Annotated in this window: 15 protein-coding genes and 1 other RNA gene; 13 read left to right on the top strand and 3 right to left on the bottom strand. The window is 47.2% G+C overall.

Annotated features, from left to right (window positions below; translation table 11 throughout):
* The first annotated feature begins 8 nt into the window (after positions 1 to 8).
* From rnr to EVJ22_RS02945, 9 genes are all read left to right on the top strand, one after another.
* Positions 9 to 2423 (top strand): ribonuclease R, encoded by a 2415-nt coding sequence (gene rnr / locus EVJ22_RS02985; protein WP_131443153.1) that lies wholly within the window; start codon positions 9 to 11, stop codon positions 2421 to 2423.
* A gap of 48 nt (positions 2424 to 2471) precedes the next feature.
* Positions 2472 to 2942, top strand: a complete 471-nt coding sequence (gene smpB, locus EVJ22_RS02980; protein ID WP_070328710.1) for an SsrA-binding protein SmpB — start codon at positions 2472 to 2474, stop codon at positions 2940 to 2942.
* Between the two features lie 49 nt (positions 2943 to 2991).
* Positions 2992 to 3347: a transfer-messenger RNA gene (gene ssrA, locus EVJ22_RS02975) on the top strand.
* 127 nt (positions 3348 to 3474) lie between these two features.
* Complete coding sequence (locus EVJ22_RS02970; RefSeq protein ID WP_131443151.1) at positions 3475 to 3630, top strand: alcohol dehydrogenase; 156 nt, start codon at positions 3475 to 3477, stop codon at positions 3628 to 3630.
* 659 nt (positions 3631 to 4289) lie between these two features.
* The gene (locus EVJ22_RS02965) at positions 4290 to 6350 is read left to right on the top strand and encodes a RecQ family ATP-dependent DNA helicase (protein WP_131443149.1); all 2061 of its coding nucleotides are present in this window, start codon (positions 4290 to 4292) and stop codon (positions 6348 to 6350) included.
* A gap of 14 nt (positions 6351 to 6364) precedes the next feature.
* Complete coding sequence (locus tag EVJ22_RS02960; RefSeq protein ID WP_131443147.1) at positions 6365 to 7492, top strand: DNA-processing protein DprA; 1128 nt, start codon at positions 6365 to 6367, stop codon at positions 7490 to 7492.
* Between the two features lie 441 nt (positions 7493 to 7933).
* Positions 7934 to 8518, top strand: coding sequence for an HNH endonuclease signature motif containing protein (locus EVJ22_RS02955; RefSeq protein WP_158625489.1), 585 nt, complete (start codon positions 7934 to 7936; stop codon positions 8516 to 8518).
* A 176-nt stretch (positions 8519 to 8694) separates the two neighbouring features.
* Entirely contained in the window at positions 8695 to 9342 is a 648-nt protein-coding gene (locus tag EVJ22_RS02950) for a hypothetical protein (protein WP_131443143.1), read from the top strand.
* Positions 9343 to 9739: 397 nt separating this feature from the next.
* A complete protein-coding gene (locus EVJ22_RS02945) occupies positions 9740 to 11500 on the top strand; it encodes a DUF4365 domain-containing protein (RefSeq protein WP_131443141.1) in 1761 nt (586 codons plus the stop codon).
* Positions 11501 to 11616: 116 nt separating this feature from the next.
* Here EVJ22_RS02945 and EVJ22_RS02940 read toward each other — a convergent pair whose 3' ends face one another.
* Entirely contained in the window at positions 11617 to 11808 is a 192-nt protein-coding gene (locus EVJ22_RS02940; RefSeq protein WP_131443139.1) for a hypothetical protein, read from the bottom strand.
* 139 nt (positions 11809 to 11947) lie between these two features.
* Here EVJ22_RS02940 and EVJ22_RS02935 point away from each other — a divergent pair, with 139 nt between their 5' ends.
* The 3 genes from EVJ22_RS02935 to EVJ22_RS02925 all read left to right on the top strand — a co-directional run bounded on the left by EVJ22_RS02935 (position 11948) and on the right by EVJ22_RS02925 (position 16326).
* Positions 11948 to 13357 (top strand): NAD-dependent epimerase/dehydratase family protein, encoded by a 1410-nt coding sequence (locus tag EVJ22_RS02935; protein ID WP_131443137.1) that lies wholly within the window; start codon positions 11948 to 11950, stop codon positions 13355 to 13357.
* Between the two features lie 161 nt (positions 13358 to 13518).
* Complete coding sequence (locus EVJ22_RS02930) at positions 13519 to 14610, top strand: phosphotransferase (protein ID WP_233589576.1); 1092 nt, start codon at positions 13519 to 13521, stop codon at positions 14608 to 14610.
* A 171-nt stretch (positions 14611 to 14781) separates the two neighbouring features.
* Positions 14782 to 16326 carry a SulP family inorganic anion transporter gene (locus tag EVJ22_RS02925; protein ID WP_233589575.1) on the top strand — a complete coding sequence of 515 codons (1545 nt, stop codon included), beginning with the start codon at positions 14782 to 14784 and terminating at the stop codon, positions 16324 to 16326.
* Here EVJ22_RS02925 and EVJ22_RS02920 read toward each other — a convergent pair.
* Together EVJ22_RS02920 and EVJ22_RS02915 are read right to left on the bottom strand one after the other, a co-directional pair.
* The gene (locus tag EVJ22_RS02920) at positions 16323 to 16652 is read right to left on the bottom strand and encodes a YolD-like family protein (protein WP_070328717.1); all 330 of its coding nucleotides are present in this window, start codon (positions 16650 to 16652) and stop codon (positions 16323 to 16325) included. The genes EVJ22_RS02925 and EVJ22_RS02920 overlap by 4 nt on opposite strands.
* Positions 16649 to 17944, bottom strand: coding sequence for a Y-family DNA polymerase (locus tag EVJ22_RS02915; RefSeq protein WP_131443132.1), 1296 nt, complete (start codon positions 17942 to 17944; stop codon positions 16649 to 16651). The genes EVJ22_RS02920 and EVJ22_RS02915 overlap by 4 nt, the downstream gene beginning before the upstream one ends.
* Positions 17945 to 18197: 253 nt before the next feature.
* On the opposite strand from EVJ22_RS02915, the gene secA2 reads away from it, so the two are divergent.
* Positions 18198 to 20561 (top strand): accessory Sec system translocase SecA2, encoded by a 2364-nt coding sequence (secA2, locus tag EVJ22_RS02910; RefSeq protein ID WP_131443130.1) that lies wholly within the window; start codon positions 18198 to 18200, stop codon positions 20559 to 20561.

Here is a 20561-nt window from a genome sequence, read left to right as displayed (position 1 = left end):
GTGTCACGTTGAATTTACGTGACCAACTACTAGAAATCATCCAGTCAAGCGACAAAGCGCTGACTGTAGACCAATTGACCGAGCGTCTTGCGCTCGAGTCGACGGATGCCTTTAAAGAGCTCATCCGCACCTTGAACGAACTTGAAGCGGAAGGCTTGATCGGCCGGACGCGGACGAACCGTTACGGCACGCTCGCCGTGCTCGGCCAAGCGGCCGGGATCATCTCGATCCACCAACGCGGCTTCGGCTTCTTGTCGGTCGAAGGCGAGACAGAAGACGTGTTCTTGCCACCGGACCAATTGAAAGACGTCTATCACGGCGATACGATCCTCGTCAAAAAACGCGAGGACAACCGCGGCAAGACAGAAGGCGTGTTGCTCAAAGTATTGAAGCGCGGCCTATCTGAATTTGTCGGGACGTACACGCTTCCGAGCGGGCGCCTCGACCAGTTCGCCTTCATTGAACCGGACGACAAGCGCATCAACTTCTGGCCGATCGTCAACACAGACAAATCGCTCGGTGCCGTCGAAGGACACAAAGTCGTCGTCCGCATCACGAAGTATCCGGATGGACGTTTCGCCGGAGCGTGTGACGTCGTCCGTATCATCGGACATAAGAACGACCCTGGCGTCGACATCTTGTCGATCGTCTACAAGCACGGCATCCCGACGGAGTTCCCGGAAGACGTCATCGACCAGGCGAACGCCGTGCCGGAAGAGGCGGATGAGAAAGACTTTATCGGCCGTGTCGACCTGCGTAACGAGACAATCTTCACGATCGACGGCGAAGACGCCAAAGACTTGGACGATGCCGTCCACGTCAAGAAACTGAATAACGGCAACTATGAACTCGGTGTCCACATCGCCGACGTGTCGCACTACGTCAAGGAAGGCTCACCGCTCGACGTCGAGGCGTTCGAACGCGGGACGAGTGTGTATCTCGTCGACCGTGTCATCCCGATGTTGCCACACCGCTTGTCGAACGGGATCTGTTCACTCAACCCGCACGTCAACCGCCTGACGCTTAGCTGTGTCATGGAGATCTCGCCGCAAAACGGGAAAGTCGTCAGCCATGAGCTGTTCCCGAGTGTTATCAAGACGACGGAGCGGATGACGTATACGAACGTCCGTGAAATCATCGAACGTGACGACGAGGAGACGCTCGCACGCTACGAGCCGTACATCGGTGAATTCGACCTCATGGCTGAACTCGCAGAAGTACTTCGTGCACGCCGTAACTCGCGCGGTGCCATCAACTTCGACTTCGCCGAGGCGAAAGTCATCGTCGATACGGAAGGGAAAGCAGCCGATATCGTCTTGCGCCCACGCTCGGTCGCCGAGAAGTTGATCGAGGAGTTCATGCTCGCGGCCAACGAGACGGTCGCCGAACACTTCCACAAGATGGACGTCCCGTTCATCTACCGTGTGCACGATAACCCGAAATCAGACAAGCTCGATTTCTTCTTCGACTTCGTCGCCAACTTCGGCGTGCATATCGAACGGTTCAAAGGCCAAAAAGTCGAACCGAAGACGCTTCAGAAGATCTTGAAAGCAATCGAAGGGCAGCCGGAAGAGCCTGTTATCAGCACGATCATGTTGCGCTCGATGCAACAGGCGAAGTATGACGACGTCTCGCTCGGTCACTTCGGTCTTGCGACCGATTTCTATACGCACTTCACGTCGCCGATCCGTCGTTACCCTGACTTGATCGTCCACCGTCTCATGCGGACGTACGCCTTCAACCAGGACTTGTCGGACAAGACGATCGCCAAGTACGAGGAACGTCTCAGCTCGATCGCCGAACAGACGTCGAGACGCGAACGTCGCTCGGTCGACGCTGAACGGGAGACGCAAGCGCTCAAGAAAGCCGAGTACATGGAGTCACGTCTCGGTGAAGAGTTCGACGGTGTCGTCAGCGGCATCACGAACTTCGGGATGTTCATCGAGCTCCCGAACACGATCGAAGGGCTCGTCCGTCTTCAAACGATGGATGATTACTACCACTTCGACGAGTCACAGCTCATGTTGCTCGGCGAGCGGACGAAACGTCAGTTCCGGATCGGTGACTCGGTCCGGGTCAAAGTTGACGCCGTCAACCTAGACGAGCGGACGATCGACTTCACGGTCGTCGGCATGCCGAAACGGGAACAGACGCGCCGTCGCCAACCGACGACGATCAAAGCGACGGAAGGTCGTCCGAAGAAAGACGACAAGCGCGGTGGACGCGGTCGTGACGACAAACGTCCGAAACGCGGCAAGCCAGGCAAGCCTGGACAACCGGGAAAACCGGGTCAAGCGGGCAAGCCGAGTAAGCCAGGCGAGAAGCCGAAATCGTCGCAAGGACGTTCGGCGCTCGATCTGAAGAAACAAGACGGTCAAAAACGAACAGGCGACGCGAAACGCGGAGCGAAGAAACGTCGCTGACGGGAGGGGGAGACCCCTTCCGTAATTTGATATAAAGGACTGAGTAATATGGCCAAGAAGAAAGATTCGAACGCGCTCGCGCAAAACCGAAAAGCTTCCTTCGATTATGCGATCGAAGATACGATTGAAGCCGGCATGGTGTTGACCGGGACCGAGATTAAATCGGTGCGCCAGTCGAAGATCAACATCGCCGACGCGTATGTCCGCTTTGACGGTGGCGAGGCAACGCTTCACAACTGTCATATCAGCCCGTTCGAGCAAGGGAACCGGTTCAATCACGAGCCGCTCCGTATCCGAAAGCTATTGTTGCATAAAAAACAAATCAACCAGCTCATCGGCGCACAAGGCCGGGACGGGTATACGATCATCCCGCTCAAAGTGTATCTCAAGAACGGCTTCGCTAAATGTCTCCTCGGCATCGGGCGCGGGAAGAAGAAGTATGACAAGCGCGATGACTTGAAGAAGAAAGACGCGAAGCGTGACGTCGACCGGGCACTCCGGGACCGGCAAAAATACTGACAGCGAGACCTGATTGTGGTATAGTAGTGATAGTACCAATTACCACCTCGGGGACGTTATGGATTCGACGGGGGTAGGTCGGTCGTATGTGGCGTGTCGAGGGGTCGGCCTCGTTAAAACGCAAACGCCTATAACTGGCAAAACTAACACACAACTCGCAGCAGCCTAAGTGCCCTGCGGATCCTGACATCCATCGCTTGTGTGGATGATTATCAGGGTCTCAAACTAAGCAAGCTACGCTTCAACCTCGCCGTCTGAGGGCGCGAAGAAGAGATGAATCAGACTGGATGCGACAACGCCTGTTTATCGGCAGTGTCACATTGAGATCCAATAGATAAACTACACACGTAGAAGCATGCGTTACGATGCCTTCGGACGCGGGTTCGACTCCCGCCGTCTCCATTTTTAAGCAGTCTACAGTGACTGGAATCAATGATTTTTAATGAAGACCTTCTAATTTCATTGAGATTAGAAGGTCTTTTGATTTTAACAGAGCACGTCAATCACAATTAAATGAAAGCAGGTGAATCAAATGGGAAAATATCAATTAGATCATAAAAGTAAAGTGGCTGCTGCCAAGTACCAAGACGGTAAAAAAACAGCTGTTTCGAATAAAAAAGAGAAGATCAATCAGATTCGAGAAGCATATTTTCAGAAGAAAAATGACAAGAAACAGTCTGGTGAATGATCAGACAGCTTAGCTGACTTCAGGTGTTCTGTTATAAGAAGTCGAAATGAACGAAGAGGGCTATCCGTGCGTATTACATGCATGGGTGGTCCTTTTTTTGTTGCCCCTTTTGCTAATTAGATGCGAGTTGATTCTCACCATAAATTAAACAAATCTGCAACAACCGCATCACTTCTGTTTTGGAATATGAATAATTCCAGTGCGATTAACAAACCACCGACTACGAGTGTGCCAAACCATACGAGAGTCATCTTGTGGTTTTTTATAGGGGGCAAATCACGAGTCATACACCTGGATGCACCAACGCCTGTTTATCGACGTATCATATTGAGACTTAATTGATAAACTAAATACGTAGAAGCGTTAGAATCCCTTCGAAGACAGTTTTGACCCCCTTTTTTATTCATATAATGTAAACTTTTTAGTTTAAATGGATATCATTAGAATATAGCTGAAAACCTATTCGACCTTCTTAATCTTTAGCGCTTAAGTAATTTTAAACCTAGTGTTATAATCAGAAATTTTACAGGAATGTCAGTGATAATTAATCGTATAAAACTACAATAATCTATAATTTTTCGGATTATAAACCCGTTATATTTAATAATATTTGTTATAATTTTAATTATCTAGAAATAATAGGATTGGGAGGACAAGGTATGTCGGATTTAATTACTGAATTAACTGAGGTTTTTGGAGATAGAGCTACTTTTAGAGATGAGTATCAGGAATTAGCCGTACAAAAAGTGGTTAATAAGGAACGAGTATTAATTGTACAAAAAACGGGTTGGGGAAAAAGTCTCGTATATTTCTTGGCCACAAAAATTCTTCGTCAACGGGGAGATGGTGTCACTATCATTATTAGTCCCCTCTTATCACTTGCACGTAATCAAATTGAAAGTACAGCAAAATATAATATTACGGCGGAAAGTATAAATAGTCAGCAAAATAAAACACAAGTTGAACGTATAGAAGTTATTGAGCGTTGTAACAATGGTCAATGTGATGTCTTATTTATTACACCTGAGCAATTACAAAAAGAAGAATTTATTCGTTTACTTAGTCAATTAAGAATAGCTTTGTTTGTTGTGGATGAAGCACACTGTATATCAGACTGGGGACATGATTTTAGACCGGATTATAGAAGGATTAGACAATTATTAGATATTTTACCTAACAATGTTGGAGTACTTGCTACAACAGCTACAGCTAACGATCGTGTTATTCAAGATATTTCGAATCAGCTGGGGAATTGTGAAATTATAAGAGGACCATTACAAAGAAATTCTTTAAAGCTCCATAAAGTTCATTTACCAACAACAGAATTAAAATATTCCTGGATTTCGAAAAATATTAATTTTTTTCCGGGTTCGGGAATAATTTATGCAACAACAATTAAAGAATGTGAACGACTAGCACAGTGGTTACAAACAAACCAAATTGCGGCTTATCCTTACCATAGCAATCTAAGCGAAGAGGTAAAAGTCGAGCTTGAAGAAAAGTTAATTAATAATGAATTAAAAGTACTTGTCTCTACGATTGCATTAGGTATGGGATTTGATAAAGATGATATCAGTTTTGTGATTCATTATTACACACCAAAATCTATGATTGAATATTATCAACAGATAGGAAGAGCAGGTCGTAACATTAGCGACTCTCACTGTATTCTTTTATATGGAGGAAAGGAAGAAACACGAATAAATGAATATTTCATTTATAATTCTTTTCCTAAACAAGAAGATATCGATAAAGTACTTTCTTACTTAGATACTTGCAATCAAGCTAAAATGCGAGATTTATCTGATTCTATTAACATTAAAAGTAGTGTACTGGAACAAATATTAAAGCTTTTATCTATTGAGGGGATCATAGCAAAAGACGGCAGTAATTATTATAGAACAGTTAAACCATATATTTCTCAGGAAAGTTACTATGAATCTATTATTCAAATGAAAATAAAGGAATACAGTGAGCTTTTAGCGTATCAAAATCAGAACGGTTGTCTAATGCAATTTATAACTGAATCGTTAGATGATCCTTTTTCAGAACCTTGCGGACAATGTAGCAACTGTGCAAATTTATGGGTTCATACTGATGATACTGTTTCAACACTTGAGAATAATAAGGTACAGGATTTCTTTGATAATCAATTTATCTTAATCGAACCCCGTAAACTATCAGGTATTCCAGGTCTTAGAAAACTTGCATATGTGTTTGAAACAGGAATTGCATTAAGTTACTATCATGAAGAATTAGGACAAGAGGCGCGAAGAGGTAAATATATCAATGGCGCTTTTTCAAACATTTTAATCGAAGCTTCTGCAAAAAAAATAATAACTTACTTTTATAAAAATAAATTGAACTGGAATGACGTAGTTATCGTACCTATTCCATCAAACCGTAGACCGTTACTTGTACCACAGTTTGCACAAAAGTTAGCTGAAGCATTAAAATGTGAGTATGCACATGTTTTAGCAAAGAGGCCAGATGAACCGGAACAAAAATCTTTTTTAAATTCTCAACATCAAGAAGCTAATATTCGAAACTATTTATTTATCGATAGTCAGATTGATTTATCTAATAAACATATTCTTTTAGTTGATGATTTTGTAGATTCTAAATGGACATTTGCAATTGGCGCTGAATTGATTGCTACAAGCTATAACAATGTAAAAGTTACACCATTTGCAATTTCTGATACTAGCGATAGTGACTAAGAAAGGAGTTATTTATGCCTTTTTCAAATAATGAGAGAGCAACATATTTATTTTGCGCCTTACTTCCTCACACTAAAACTGCAGCACTTTCAATTCTTGAATGGAATGCAACTGTGAAATCTTTAGCACAAAATAATTTAGAACCTGAATTTTTACTGAAATGTAGTCCTAGTGAACTAATGAACATTTTAAATGAAGCAACAACTTCTCAAAAAACAAAAATCATTAATAAAGTGGAGCAACGTCAAAAACTTGGCATTTCAATGATTGAATTAGAAGAAGCTTTAAATCAAGGATATAATGTAGTGTTTCGATCTAATATGCCAAAAAGGTTAAAAAGATTGAGCCTCAATCAAAGACCTGCTTTTTACTATTATATAGGTGATTTAAATATTTTGAATTCAACGCATGCTTTAAGTGTCGTTGGTGCAAGAGATGCTTCACCAGAAGAGTTAAAAGAGGTAAAAAATATTTGTGAAGATGCTGCAAATAATGATGTATTAGTTATCTCTGGTGGTGCTAGAGGAGTCGATAGTATGGCTACCGATGCTGCTTTAATAGCTGGGGGAAAAGCTGTAATTTTCCCCTCAGACGGACTATCTTCATGGAGTAGAGATAAAGAAGCTCGTCAGTATATTCAAAATGGACAATTGCTCATTATGTCTACACAACCTATAAATGCACGTTTCACAGGATCTTATGCAATGCAACGCAATAAATTTATACACTCTACAGGAGATGTAACTTTAGTGGCCTCATCAAAACTCTCTGGCGCTAAAAAAAGTGGTACTTGGGAAGGGGTTCTAGAAAACCTTAAATTCAAATGGTCATCACTATTTGTTATTGGTAGCAGTGAAGGTGTTGTAAAACTAAAAATTGAAAATAGTGCTGTAGAGTTTAAAAGCATAAAAGAAACATTTTTTTCTGATTCTAACTTATCTGAAATACTAGAAAATCAACTTAATAAGCTGTTTAATAATGCTTTAGCAGCAGGAATTGATAAAGAAAAGATAAAAAAAATTACATTAGACGAAATTTCTAAAATAATGAATGACACAGATGAAGAAACTAAAGTTGAAAAGTCTAGCAGTATAAATGATCGTATCATTAAAGAACAGTTGTCCATATTTGAGAATAAGTAATTCGAGTGCCTCTACACTTTTTATTTGTGTGGGGGTATTTATATTACACTTAAATATAAATTCGGTGAAGCTATAATTTCTTTATCCACAATATCTATGAATGACCGATAATCTTTATTTACGCGTTATTTTATGCATTATAGTAAAAAATGATTTTCTAAACGACTATAATTGGTGGGAATCCAGATTTTATTAACTTCAAATCTAACTCTCATGCTGTTCAACCATTAATATCTATAATATGGTGCACTCTTAAAAATACAATACATATCTTTGCACCACGAATGATTTGATGTAACTATTTTGAATCTATTTTTCTTAAATTTCAATAGGTGACAGCGATATATTACCTAAATTAGAAATCAAGCGACACATGAAATTCCGTGCACTTGGAATTTTGACCGTCTGCCGGTTCAGCAGCAACAACAATTGATTCGAAACGTGAATCAGTTTTATAAGAATTACGTGTATGGCTTGTTCTATGCCTCGTTCGATGGAACCATTTATTCGTTCAATCGGAAAGAGGAGTGGGTCAAACTCGTGCCGAGCTATATCGTCTTCTTTGAGAAATATAAGCGGGTATTGATGAACGTCACGAACTATCAACTCGCTGTCTTTTTAGAGAAATACAATACACGTAATGCGATGGAGCAAATTTTGAGCAAACTCGAGTTTGTCTCGGCTCGTCAATCGCTCAACGAGTTCAAGCAGATTTTGCTGAGTCATGGTCATTCCGTCTGTTTTTATTGCATGAAACCGTTGAAACAGACTCACGTCGACCACTTTATTCCGTGGTCGTATATGCAGAACGATGTATTATGGAACTTCGTGTTGGCATGCCCGAGTTGCAACACGAGCAAGAATAATCGGATGGCGAAGGTGGATTATCTTTATGCGCTTGTGGAACGAAATGAGGAACTGCGAGTGGCAGAGCAGATGGGGACATACAAAGAGACGAAATTGATTTACCTGTACGAGTATGCGGTGCAAAACGGGTTTGAAGCCAATTGGGCACCGAGGGCATAGGTCTGTGGGATAGGTGATATTCAAAAATTCGGGCCTCAGAAAACTAGAAACTCATTATCCTTAAAACTATACCTTTGAATAAAATAAACCCTTCCATAAATTGTCTGATACACTGATAGAAAGAAGCTGAGACACTTTTTTCTGGTGGTACATAGACGTTTAAAGGAGGTATTGGTGTGAAGCGCTTTTGGAAATGGGCATTGGCCGGAATCGGAATACTTGTCGTCGGGATGGGAGGGCTTTTTTTGGCGTTCAATCAGTCGATGCAGTCCGATCCGGATGAAGAAGCAAAAGCAATCCAACTCGCTGAGCCGTATGTAGCGGAGCGTTTCGACAATGCCGAATTGACGACAGAGGTCACGTTCGACAACATGGGCAATTTCCCGTTCGAATATGCGGCGACTGCCGTTGATTCTGTGACAGGGACCGAGTTTTTTGTCTATGCGGACGAGACGACAGGGGAAGTCGTCGACACGTTCCTGGCATCGAAATGGGAAGATGACGTGACGGATGTCATCGAGGATTCGGTCATGACGGCGTTTGGCCGTGACGTCACGTACGACGTTTTTTACGATGAAGTAGCCGTACGACAACTCGACGCCTCGGCTGCGACCCCGCTCGCCTATAAAACGGCCGACATCGTACCGACAATCTTGGTGACGATTCGTCGGGAGCCAGCTTCAGGGGACGAGGCACTAGTTCGCACCTGGATGACAGCGCTAAAAGAGAGCGATATGTTACGCCATGCAGAAGTTCATGTCGACTATGTCGCTAAAAACGGAGAGATCCTCAATGACAGTACCCCGTTAATTCTATCGTTCTAATGAAAAAACACTTTCTGCGCGAAGGAAGTGTTTTTGCTCGGTTCATCGTCACCACAAGGTAAGCAAATCTGCAACGATTGCATCACTTCAATCTTGGAACATGAACAAGCCGAGCGCGATCAACAGACTTCCGATTACGAATGTGCCGAATCGCGTCAGTCCGTTCGTGTTCTTTTTGAATAAGCCGTGCATCATGAGCCATGCATCTGGATACGAAAACGCCTGTTTATCGGGAGTGTCACATTGAGACTTAATCGACAAACTAAACATGTAGAAGCGTGCGTTAATGACGCCCGGACACGGCTTCTACTCCCATCGTTTCCATTAATAAAAGATACTGGGATGTAACTCAAATGTATTTCTTTTAAATCATTTAAATTTATGGAGGAGAAAATCAATGGATACACTAATTATTGAACATTTAGCTTGTCTAGAAATTAATCGATTAATTTTACAAGAACCTTATAGATTAGTAAGTGAAGTACAATTTAATGATAAATCACCTGCATTTGATGGTGAAATTTTATTTTACAATTCAAATGAATTAACCAAAGATAACCTTGAGGACTACATAAAAATTCAAATTAAAGGAACTACTCAGTTCAAAAAAATCAAGAGCAATAAAACAACTTATTCAATAAAAAAATGCGATTTAGAAGTGTATCAACGGACCGGAAAAGGGATTTTGTACTTTCTAGTCGTTATAAATAGTAAATCAAAAAAAATGCAAGCTTATTACAAGGCATTACCTCCACTAGAAATTGCAAGAGTCTTAAGTGAAATTAATAGAAAGAATCAAAATTCATTATCAATAGATTTTAAAAAAATTGATGATGGTCAGCTTGAAGAAATTTGTTACTCACAAATTAAAAAAGTAAGAAGGCAGGCAGGCAATTACATAGAGATAGGTAATTCAAAAACCTTCTCTACCTTTAGATTGGAGTATGATGTATTACCTAGTGAAATTGACTTTTTTGATCCATTAGAAACTCCTTTAAATATCTATGGACTTGAGGATGGCCATGAGTACCCAATAGAAGCAGTTATCCCTGATTTAATAAGCAGTCAGCACATTAATCAGTTTGAAATTGATAATGAAAGCATTAGTATTTCAATCAATGTCGAAAATTCCAGAAATGATTTGATTGTTCTAGTGGAAAATACTCTTGAGTTCCATTTTTCGAAATCCTTACAAAAAGGTACTTTCAATTTAAAAAGATTGAGAACGCTATCTTCTTATATAAAGTCATTAAAAACTTTAAAATTTGTCCTTTTAAAAGATAGATTCCCGTTTGAACTATACAAAATTTCAGGTCGTATCGATGATAAGAAAATTTTCAAAAACATTGAGAAAGAAATAGAAAAGTATGAAAATCTCTTAAAAGTGTGTGACAGAATTGGAATAAACGAAGACTATGAATTTAGATGTGATGAAGAATTAGATGATTTATTTAATGGGATTATGGAGGTTTTCGGAAATAAAAACTATGGCTTATTAAGGGGGGATAGGGATTTAAACGATTACCCAATTGTTCGTTTTAAAATTTCAAATAATATTACTCTCTTACTAATGAAAGATAATTTAGATGATTTATACTACAGTTTGTTTAATCCTAATTTTTCTAAAAAAATTGGAGCTTTTTTCCCTAAAAGAGAAGGCGAATTTGATGCAAATAAAGATGATTACTTCAACGTTAGTATATACGTCGGATATCCTTTACAAGAATTGATTTCTTTAACCAATTTCAATTTTGAAGTATATCGTAGCTCCTTATTGAGCGATGCTCATGACCGAACATTCGAAATAAATAATGAGATAGCTTTAAATTTAATTGAAGTTTATAACAACAATCCTCAAAATCAGTATTTAGAATTAGCTGAGAATCTTTTAGGTGAATTAGTAAAGGCTCACGCGGATAATATAATATACAAAATAAATATTTTACTCATCAAAAATATTAAGGGGATTCATTACGATGAAGATGATCAAGAATTTTTGTATTCAGTTCTTGATTTAGATGATTTGTTATTGCAATTTGGAGCTCATGTTCTTTTAGGAGCAAAAATTCCTGCCCGAAAAACATTTACAAGATTATCTATAGAGGATCAAGAGAGAGTTAAAAAATTTCCTCTTTATATGCTGTACGAAAAGATGTAACACTCCTTAATTTCCCTTTGTCACAATAGACCAGTAATACGGATCTTACAACTATGTGCTGAAGCCTTAAAACGAGTCAAACCTTACTAATTAGGTTCGACTCGATGATTTAATCCTCACCACAAGTTAAACAAATCCGCAACAATCGCATCACTTCCATCTTGGAACATGAACAATCCGAGTGCGATTAACAGACCACCGACGACAAGTGTGCCAATCCGCAGGAGGCCGTTCGTGTTCTTTTTGAATACGGCACGAATTACGAGCCAGCCACCGATCAACAGCATCAAGAAATACCAAAACCCCATAACCATTCCTCCTCTGCCTGTAGTTGAGTCTAGTTTACATAAATTTTCCAGTACATACTGTAGGGCGCGGGACTGATTTAATCCTAGTCCAAGACGGGTACAGTATCTTTATGTGTAAATGAAGGGGAGAGTGACTGCTATGCGGAAAACCATCGTCATCGCGGGGGCGAGCGGCTATATCGGCTCGAACGTGATGGACCATTTAAAAGAAGAGTACGACATTATCGCCTTGTCCCGCTCGACGAAGAACAAAGAAGACGAGGACCACATCACGTGGCGGTCGTGCGACTTGTTCTCATATGAGCAGACGCGCGAGGCGTGTGAGGGGGCGGACTACGCCATGTTCCTCGTCCACTCGATGATCCCGGACGGCGGGCTGACGCAGGCGACGTTCGAGGACATGGACGCGCTCATCGCCGACAACTTCGCCCGGGCGACAAAAGAGAACGACATCGAACAAATCGTGTATTTGAGCGGCATCATTCCAAAAGAGTCGAAGACGTTGTCACGGCACTTGAAGAGCCGGCTCGAGGTCGAACGCATCCTCGGCGGCCAAGGTGTCCCGGTGACGACGATCCGGGCCGGGCTCATCATCGGTCCGGAAGGCTCGTCGTTCCCGATTCTCGCGAAGCTCGTCAAACGGTTGCCGGTCATGATCCTCCCGAACTGGACGAAGACGGAGACGCACCCGATCGACTTGCGTGAAGCGCTCCAAGCGCTCATCTCGGTCGTCGGGGCCGAGGCGTTGTACGACCATCATATCGATATCGGCGGTCCGGAAGTGATGACGTATCGGAAGATGATCGAAGATACGGCTGAGGTCATGGGCAAACGTCGCGTCATGATCGACTTCCCGTTCCCGACGATCAAGCTATCCCGCCTCTGGGTCATGGCTGTGACGAGCGAACCGAAAGACACCGTCTATCCGCTCGTCGAGAGCATGGACCATGCCATGGTCGCCAAAGATACGACCGGCGTCAAGCAAGGCGAGATTCCGTTCAAAGAAGCGGTCGAACACGCGCTCGAGGAAGAAGAGAAGCAGAAGTCGGCCGGCAAGACAAAAAAAGCGCCACAACAGTATACGGTCCGCTCGATCCAACGCTTCGGTCTGCCGGACGACAAGTCGGCTGCCTGGATGGCCGACGAATATTTCGAATGGCTCGGGCGGGTCGCGTATCCGCTCATCCAGACGACGAAAGAACAGGATGATTGGGAAATCGCGCTTTTGCGCCCATCACTCGTCGCACTCCATCTGTCGCTTGAAGATGCGGCGACGGACGACATGGCATCATTCGAGATCGACGGAGGAATGTTCGCGAAGCTGACCGAGGACGATAAAACCGGCCGTCTCGAGTTCAGACGGCTCCCGGACTCGAACGAGGGGCTGATTGCCATCCATGAGTTCGTGCCGGCCATGCCGTGGTGGTTCTATACGAAGACGCAGGCGAAAGCCCATCTCGTCGTCATGTGGCTGTTCGGCCGTCACGTCCGTCTGCTTGGGGAAGATGCGGATGAGGGCGATCAAGTCGTCGAGGCACCGACGAACTAAGGAAGACGCATCCATCGTGATGCGTCTTTTTTGTTTCAACAAATGTCAGGAATTAAAAATAGTGATATACTCGAATGAATAATTTTCATAAAAATGGAAAATGAATTAAGTTAATACGCTGAAAGATGAATCGAATAGAGTTGAACAATGGAGGATTGAATATGTCGATGACGATTCAACAAAGGACCAAAGAAAAACGAATCAAGGCGTTCCGACATGCTGGTGTCACCGAACCAATTTTTCTTGGTGAAGGTGCGTGGCATGACGCATGGAAAGTGTCAAAAGACGGTCGCGAACTGGTTTTGCGGATTCCAAAAGAAGTTGCTTACGGAAAGCCTGTTACGTTCGATCATGACGCCTTGATGGCAGAGTACGCCGCAACAAAATTGTATTATCAGTCTGTGAATCGCGCGGTTCAGGGAGCTGCTCCAAACTTCTATGAATTCTACGTGTCTGCTGAGTTCACGTATACGTTAGAGTCATTCGGAGGTGCCCCTCTTTCTTTACATACAATGACGAAAGAACAAGCTTCGCAGGTGGGGGCTCAGGTCGGGGAGATTTATCGGAAAACCGATCAAATTCAACACGATGTCGAAGGATTAGGATATTTGATATGGACAGACGAGAAGAAATTACACGGCAGTTTGAACGGGAACCTTCACACGTTTATCCGGGAAGAAAGTGCCGAGCACTTGGCAGACTATAAAACGTTATGCGCCATGTATCCCGAGTTTAAAGACGGTGTAGTCGAACAAATGCTCGATGCCGCAACAGAACTTCGCAACAATCAAGTCAGCGTCCCGAGTCTCGTCAATCAAGATGCGTCTCCTGAAAATATTTTATTGCACGGCAATCGCGTCTGTTTGATTGATCCTTATCCGATTGTGTATGCACCGCGAGGCATGGCTGGCAATTTCATGAACTTGTACGAGACGTTTTTTGTCGCTCTTTCACAAACAGAGCGCTATAAGAGGCATCGATTTGACTTATGTGAAGCACAATTAAAGGGAATAGCAGAAGGGTTTCTTGCAGGCTACAGTGACGGAGATCAGTCGATTATTCGTGAAGTAAGAGGAGAGCAGTTGCTCCAATTACTCGAGACGGCTTACCTTCACCATCAGTTGTTACTTCAAGAAGAATTGACACGAGGGGATATGATTCGTTATGGAAGCAAAGAAGCCATAACGACCCGTCTCTTCGTATTATGTGATGCACTCAAACAGTTCGCCGCCTCCCGCTTGATTGAAATATGACATTATGCTCTATATCCTAGTTACTTTTAGACGCATCCATCGTGATGCGTCTTTTTGTTTTGTCGATTATGTAAACGTTTCTTCTGTGACGTTTACAAAGAGCGGGGACAGGCGTACACTGAACTTGTTTTCGAACTAATGGAAAGAAGGAATGCAAGAATGGACAACTTCATGACTACACGAGAGGCGTGGCAAAAAGATATCTCGGCCGGGATCACCGTCGGGGTCGTTGCCGTCCCGCTCGCGATGGCGTTCGCGATCGCTTCAGGCGTCGGACCGGTGTACGGATTGTACACGGCCATTATCGCCGGCATCCTCGTCAGCCTGTTCGGCGGCTCGACGTTCCAAATCGCCGGACCGACCGGCGCCTTCATCCCGATCGTCTCGGGCGTCATGCTCGCGCACGGTTACGAAGGGCTGCTCGTGACGACGTTTCTCGCCGGGATTTTGCTGTTCCTCATGAGCGTGCTCCGCGTCGGCCGGCTCATCCGCTTCATGCCGCGCGCCGTCACGATCGGCTTCACGGCGGGGATCGCCGTCGTCATCTTCGTCGACCAGCTCGATGAACTGTTCGGCATCACGTTCGAGAAGGCGCCGCACTTTCACGAGAACGTCCTAAAACTCGTCACGTCACTCCCCGAGGCGAGTCTCTGGCCAATCGGTATCGCGGCTATCGGCTTCTTGACGCTCTGGCTCGTCCCGAAACTGCCCGTAAAATTGCCGCTTCTGTTGATGGCGATGCTCGTGCCGACGTTTATCAGCCTCGTCATCCCAGGGGAGGTCGCGACGATCGGCAGCGCCTACGGCGGCATCCCGAGCGGACTGCCTGACTTCAACTGGCTCACGATCGACCTCGATTTGATTGCGACGCTGCTCCCATCGGCGTTCGCCATCGCCTTCCTCGGGGCGCTCGAATCGCTGTTGTCAGGTGCGGTCGCGGACGGCATGGCCGGCACGAAGATGAACCCGGACAAGGAACTGTTCGGGCAAGGGCTCGCCAACGTCGTCGTCCCGTTCTTCGGCGGTATCCCGGCGACGGGCGCGATCGCCCGGACGGCGACGAACATTCAAGCAGGCGCCGTCAGCCGCCGCTCCGGTGTCATCCACGGGTTGACGGTGCTCCTTGCCGTGCTCGTGTTGGCACCGCTCGCGAGCTACGTCCCACTCGCCGCACTCGCACCGATCTTGATGCGCGTCGCTTGGAACATGTCGGAGCGACATCACGTCTTCGAGATGCTCAAACATCGCTCCGCCGAGTCACTCGTCTTGCTCGTCACGCTCGGCCTGACCGTCTTCGTCGACCTCGTCGTCGCCGTCGAGGTCGGGGTCATCTGTGCGCTCGCCTTGTTCGCGAAACGGATGGCTGATACGATCGACGTCCGCGAACAGACGGAACGGTATGTGACGCGCGACGGACAAGTCGTCTTCAGCGTTGAAGGACCGCTCTTCTTTGGGGCGATCGAGATGTTCGAGCACGTCCTGCAACATATTCATAAGGAGCCGGACGTGTTCATCTTCAACTTCCATCGCTGTCCGGTCATCGATGTGACGGCGGTCGAAGAAGTCCGCCGGGTCGTCCGGGAACTGAAAGCGGCGGAGCGTCGTGTCGTCTTCGCCCATCTGTCAGAACCCGTGCGGCAGACGCTCGATCACTATGGCGTCCTTGACGGGATTGCGACGTTCGAGACGACGCAAGACGCGATTGACGCGTCTTAACGGACCGACAGGATGTGGCTGAACGGGATGCGGCGCACGTCCGTGTCGAACAGTTCGACTTCGCGTTCGGCGTAATAGATGGCATGGACGTAGCCACGCACGGAGCGGGCGAGACCATCCTCGAACAACGTCAGTTCGACTTGGTCGCCTTCCCGGATGGCCCGTTCGAGTTCGGTCTGCCACAGATAAAGGAGTTGTTCGTCGATGTCGGGCAGCTCGATCTTTTGGACGTGGGCGTAATATTTTTTGAGCAGCGCCACGTGTTCGGGCATGAGAAACGGAATCCACTTCAATTCACCGCGGTCTTTGTAGCGGGTTTGGCTCATGACGGTTCACCTCCTTGTTTATGTCCGCCGATCAGGCGTTGCCGCGTGCGGAGCGGACTGTCTTTCAGTAGACTCGACGCCGGACGGATCGTGCCGCGGCCGAAGCGGACGTTCAATTGATCGACGAGGTCTAAAAAGTCGAACCGACGGGCACGAGCCCATTCGTCCTCGAACAACGACAGCTGGACGTGGTCGCTCCGGGGCTCGAGCTTGCCGAAGGCGACCGAGACGTAACGGACCGCCTCTGTCTCGTCCCACGCCTCGAGAAACAGCTGGAACAACACTGGTAAGAACTCGCGCTCGTCCGCCGTGAAGCGGGCGAGTTTCTTTTGTTTGCTGAAGCCGCGCTGTTCGCTCGTCCGAGTGTAGCGGACACCGAGATGGATGCTGCCGCCGACGAGTCCCGACTGCCGTGTGCGCATTCCGACCTCGACGGCGATCGCCTGCAGGACAAGGCGAATCGAACTTTCCGTCGTATAGTCTCTCATGAGCGTGATGCCGTGGCCAATCGTCCGGGGCCGTTGGCGTTTCGCCCCGAACAGCGAACTCGCCGGTAGGATTGTCGGCGACTCGTCGATGCCCCAGGCGTGATGCCACAGCTCGGCGCCGATGACACCGAACTTATCGTGCAACACGTCGAGCGGATAACGGGCCAGGTCGCCGATCGTGTCGATGCCGAGCCGATGGAGATGGACCGCCATCTTCGCCCCGACGCCCCACATCTTCTCGATCGGCGCCGGATGGATCAATCGTTCGACGTCGTGGAGGGCACAACTGGCGACACCGGTCTTTTTGCCATGCAAGTCGAGGACGAGTTTGGCGAGGACGTTGTTCGGTCCGATCCCAATCGTGACCGGGACGCCGGTGTAGCGGAAGACGGTCGAGCGGATGAGGCGGGCGACGTGGTCATCGTTCCCGAACAAGCGCTCCGTCCCCGTCAAGTCGACGAGCGTCTCATCGACCGAGTAGACGCGGATCGCCTCCGGGGGCGCGAACTGGTGCAAGATGTGGATGATTTGCACCGATACGTTCAAGTAGTGGCTCATCCGGGCCTCGGCGTAGAGGACGTGCCGCCGTTCATGCCACGGCAGCCGGTCGATGTGAAACCGCCTTGACCCGGTCTTGATGCCGAGCCGTTTCAGCGGCGGGGTCGCGGCGAGGACGAGGGCGCCGCTGTCCTGTAAGTTCGATAAGACGACGAGCTTCGTCTTGTACGGGTTCAAGTTACGGGCTGCGCACTCGCAGCTGGCATAAAATGAGACGCTATCGACACAGAAGATTCGCCGGCGCATGATCCTATCCCCTTTTCACGAACAAACGTTCTGTTTTTCTTATCGTATCACGGTCTCAAACCGTCTCAAATAGCAAAATGAAAATAAACTTGTGAATGTATTTTGAAATTTACCCAAATTTTATAGGAATTTCACAATTTAAAAACCATCTTTTAGGAAGATTTCGTAAAAAAGTCTCCGAAACGAGTAGATTTTCGCTATAATAGACGGGTATGGATTTGACAATGACTGTGAACTAAATGGAGGCTACAACGTGATTCAGTTTGTAAAGCAATTGACGAACGATCAGAGCCGACGCTTGAAAGGCTATCAACGCCGCGTCGACCGGATCAATCAATTAGAGACAACGATGCAGGCGCTCTCTGACGATGAGATGCGCACATATACCGAAACATTGAAAGCAAAAATCGCCGACGGCGCCAAAGTCGATGACATCGCCGAGGAAGCGTTCGCCCTCGTCCGTGAGGCGGCGGTGCGTGTCTTGGGCATGCGTCACTATGACGTCCAGCTCATCGGCGGGTTCGCCCTCCTCGAAGGGAACATTTCCGAGATGCCGACCGGGGAAGGGAAAACGCTCGTCGCCGCGCTCCCGAGTTACGTCATAGCACTCGAAGGCAAAGGCGTCCACGTCATCACCGTCAACGAATATCTCGCGACGCGTGACGCGAACCAAATCGGGCAGATCCACGATTTCCTTGGTCTCTCGGTCGGGTTGAACGTTCCTGAGATGGAACAGAGCGACAAGCACGCTGCTTACCAGGCCGACATTACATACGGCGTCGGGACCGAGTTCGGGTTCGACTACTTGCGCGATCATTTGGTCGGGTCACCGGAAGAGCGCGTCCAGCGCCCGTTCCACTTCGCCATCATCGACGAAGTCGACAGCATCTTGATCGACGAGGCGAAGACGCCGCTCATCATCGCGCAAAAAGACCGCTCGCACATCCGCTTGAAGGAGTTGGCGCAACGTGTCGTCACCGAGCTCGACGAGGCAGACTACGAAGTCGACCTCGAATCAAAATCGGCGGCGCTCACCGACTCCGGAATCTTGAAAATCGAAGATATGTTCGCGGTCGACAACTTGTTCAGCGCCGAGCATCAAGTGCTCTATCACTACCTCGTCCAGGCGCTCCGGGCGAACGTCTTGTTCGAACTCGACGTCGACTATATCGTCAAAGAAGACAAAATCGAGCTTATCGACTTGTTCACGGGACGGATCATGGAAGGACGCAGTCTGTCGGAAGGGCTCCATCAGGCGCTCGAGGCGAAAGAAGGCGTCACGATCACTGAGGAGAACAAGACGACGGCCGAGATCACGATTCAGCATTATTTCCGGATGTATCCGCTCATCGGCGGTATGACCGGGACGGCCCAGACGTCTCGCCAAGAGTTTTTGAAGACGTACAACATGGACGTCGTCCAAGTGCCGACGAACCGGCCGCGGTTGCGCGAAGACCACCCGGACCGCATCTTTATGACGGTCGACCAAAAATATGCGGCTGTGACCGACAAAGTCGTCGAACTGCATGAGACGGGACGCCCGGTGTTGATCGGCACGACGTCGATCGCCCAGTCCGAGGCCATCAGTAAACACTTGTCGAAGCAACGGATCGAGCACGAGGTGTTGAACGCGAAGACGGTCACGCAAGAAGCGGGCATCATCGCCGACGCCGGACGCTTCGGCAAAGTGACGATCGCGACGAACATGGCCGGTCGCGGGACCGATATCATGCTTGACGCGAAATCGAAAGAAGTGGGCGGCTTGTTCGTCATCGGGACGGAACGCCATGAGTCGCAACGTGTCGACAACCAGCTCCGGGGCCGTTCGGGACGTCAAGGCGATCCCGGCGCGACGCAGTTCTTCGTCTCGCTCGAAGATGAGATCGTCAAACGCTACGCGATCCAAAAACTAGAGCGCATCGAGAAGAAACTGAAGCCGGACAAACGTGGCGAAGTGTCCGCAAAAGACGCGGCTGACGTCATCGAGTACGCGCAGACGACGATCGAAGGACTCGGCGTCTCGATTCGGGACTACTTGTTCAAGCTCGACGACGTCTTGAACGAACAACGGAAAATCATCTACACGATCCGCGATCAGGCGGTCAACGCCGACGCTGCGGCGATCACGAACAACGTGCTCGGTATGATGCGTCTCGCTTTATCGAACAGTATCGACATGCACGTCTCGGACGAGCTCGTCCCAGAAGAGTGGCCGCTCGACGAGTTGAAGACAGACCTCGTCTACTTGACGACACGCGAGCCGGTCTGGTCAGATGAGATCGCCGACTCGTTGGAATTGAAGGCAGCGCTTGCGCCGTGGATCGACGACATTGTCGAAACGGCCGAGGCCCGTCTTCAAGCGGAAGAAGTCGTGACGTTCGTCAGAGAATCGCTGTTACGGGCGTTGGACGGAAAATGGACAGACCACCTCACGACGATGAGCGGATTAAAAGAAGGCATCGGACTCCGCAGTTATGGGCAGGAAGACCCGAGTCGTCAGTTCGGCAAAGAAGGATTTGAAATCTTCGAACAGACGTATGTCAATATTGCCCGTGAAGTGACGACGGAAGTATGTCAGCTTGACCGCTATTTCGTCACGCAATTGGAGGAGGAGTAA

The organism is Exiguobacterium sp. SH0S7 (assembly GCF_004337195.1).
Lineage (GTDB): Bacteria > Bacillota > Bacilli > Exiguobacteriales > Exiguobacteriaceae > Exiguobacterium > Exiguobacterium aurantiacum_A.
The sequence above is the reverse complement of the archived record's forward strand: the minus strand, read 5'-3'. Positions and strand labels throughout refer to the sequence as shown.

Excerpts from the sequence above, each read along its gene's own strand:
- smpB (WP_070328710.1), top strand. The coding sequence starts at position 2,472 with ATGGCCAAGAAGAAAGATTCGAACGCGCTCGCGCAAAACCGAAAAGCT.
- EVJ22_RS02970 (WP_131443151.1), top strand. The coding sequence starts at position 3,475 with ATGGGAAAATATCAATTAGATCATAAAAGTAAAGTGGCTGCTGCCAAG.
- EVJ22_RS02965 (WP_131443149.1), top strand. The coding sequence starts at position 4,290 with ATGTCGGATTTAATTACTGAATTAACTGAGGTTTTTGGAGATAGAGCT.
- EVJ22_RS02960 (WP_131443147.1), top strand. The coding sequence starts at position 6,365 with ATGCCTTTTTCAAATAATGAGAGAGCAACATATTTATTTTGCGCCTTA.
- EVJ22_RS02945 (WP_131443141.1), top strand. The coding sequence starts at position 9,740 with ATGGATACACTAATTATTGAACATTTAGCTTGTCTAGAAATTAATCGA.
- EVJ22_RS02940 (WP_131443139.1), bottom strand. The coding sequence starts at position 11,808 with ATGGGGTTTTGGTATTTCTTGATGCTGTTGATCGGTGGCTGGCTCGTA.
- EVJ22_RS02935 (WP_131443137.1), top strand. The coding sequence starts at position 11,948 with ATGCGGAAAACCATCGTCATCGCGGGGGCGAGCGGCTATATCGGCTCG.
- EVJ22_RS02930 (WP_233589576.1), top strand. The coding sequence starts at position 13,519 with ATGTCGATGACGATTCAACAAAGGACCAAAGAAAAACGAATCAAGGCG.
- EVJ22_RS02925 (WP_233589575.1), top strand. The coding sequence starts at position 14,782 with ATGACTACACGAGAGGCGTGGCAAAAAGATATCTCGGCCGGGATCACC.
- EVJ22_RS02920 (WP_070328717.1), bottom strand. The coding sequence starts at position 16,652 with ATGAGCCAAACCCGCTACAAAGACCGCGGTGAATTGAAGTGGATTCCG.
- EVJ22_RS02915 (WP_131443132.1), bottom strand. The coding sequence starts at position 17,944 with ATGCGCCGGCGAATCTTCTGTGTCGATAGCGTCTCATTTTATGCCAGC.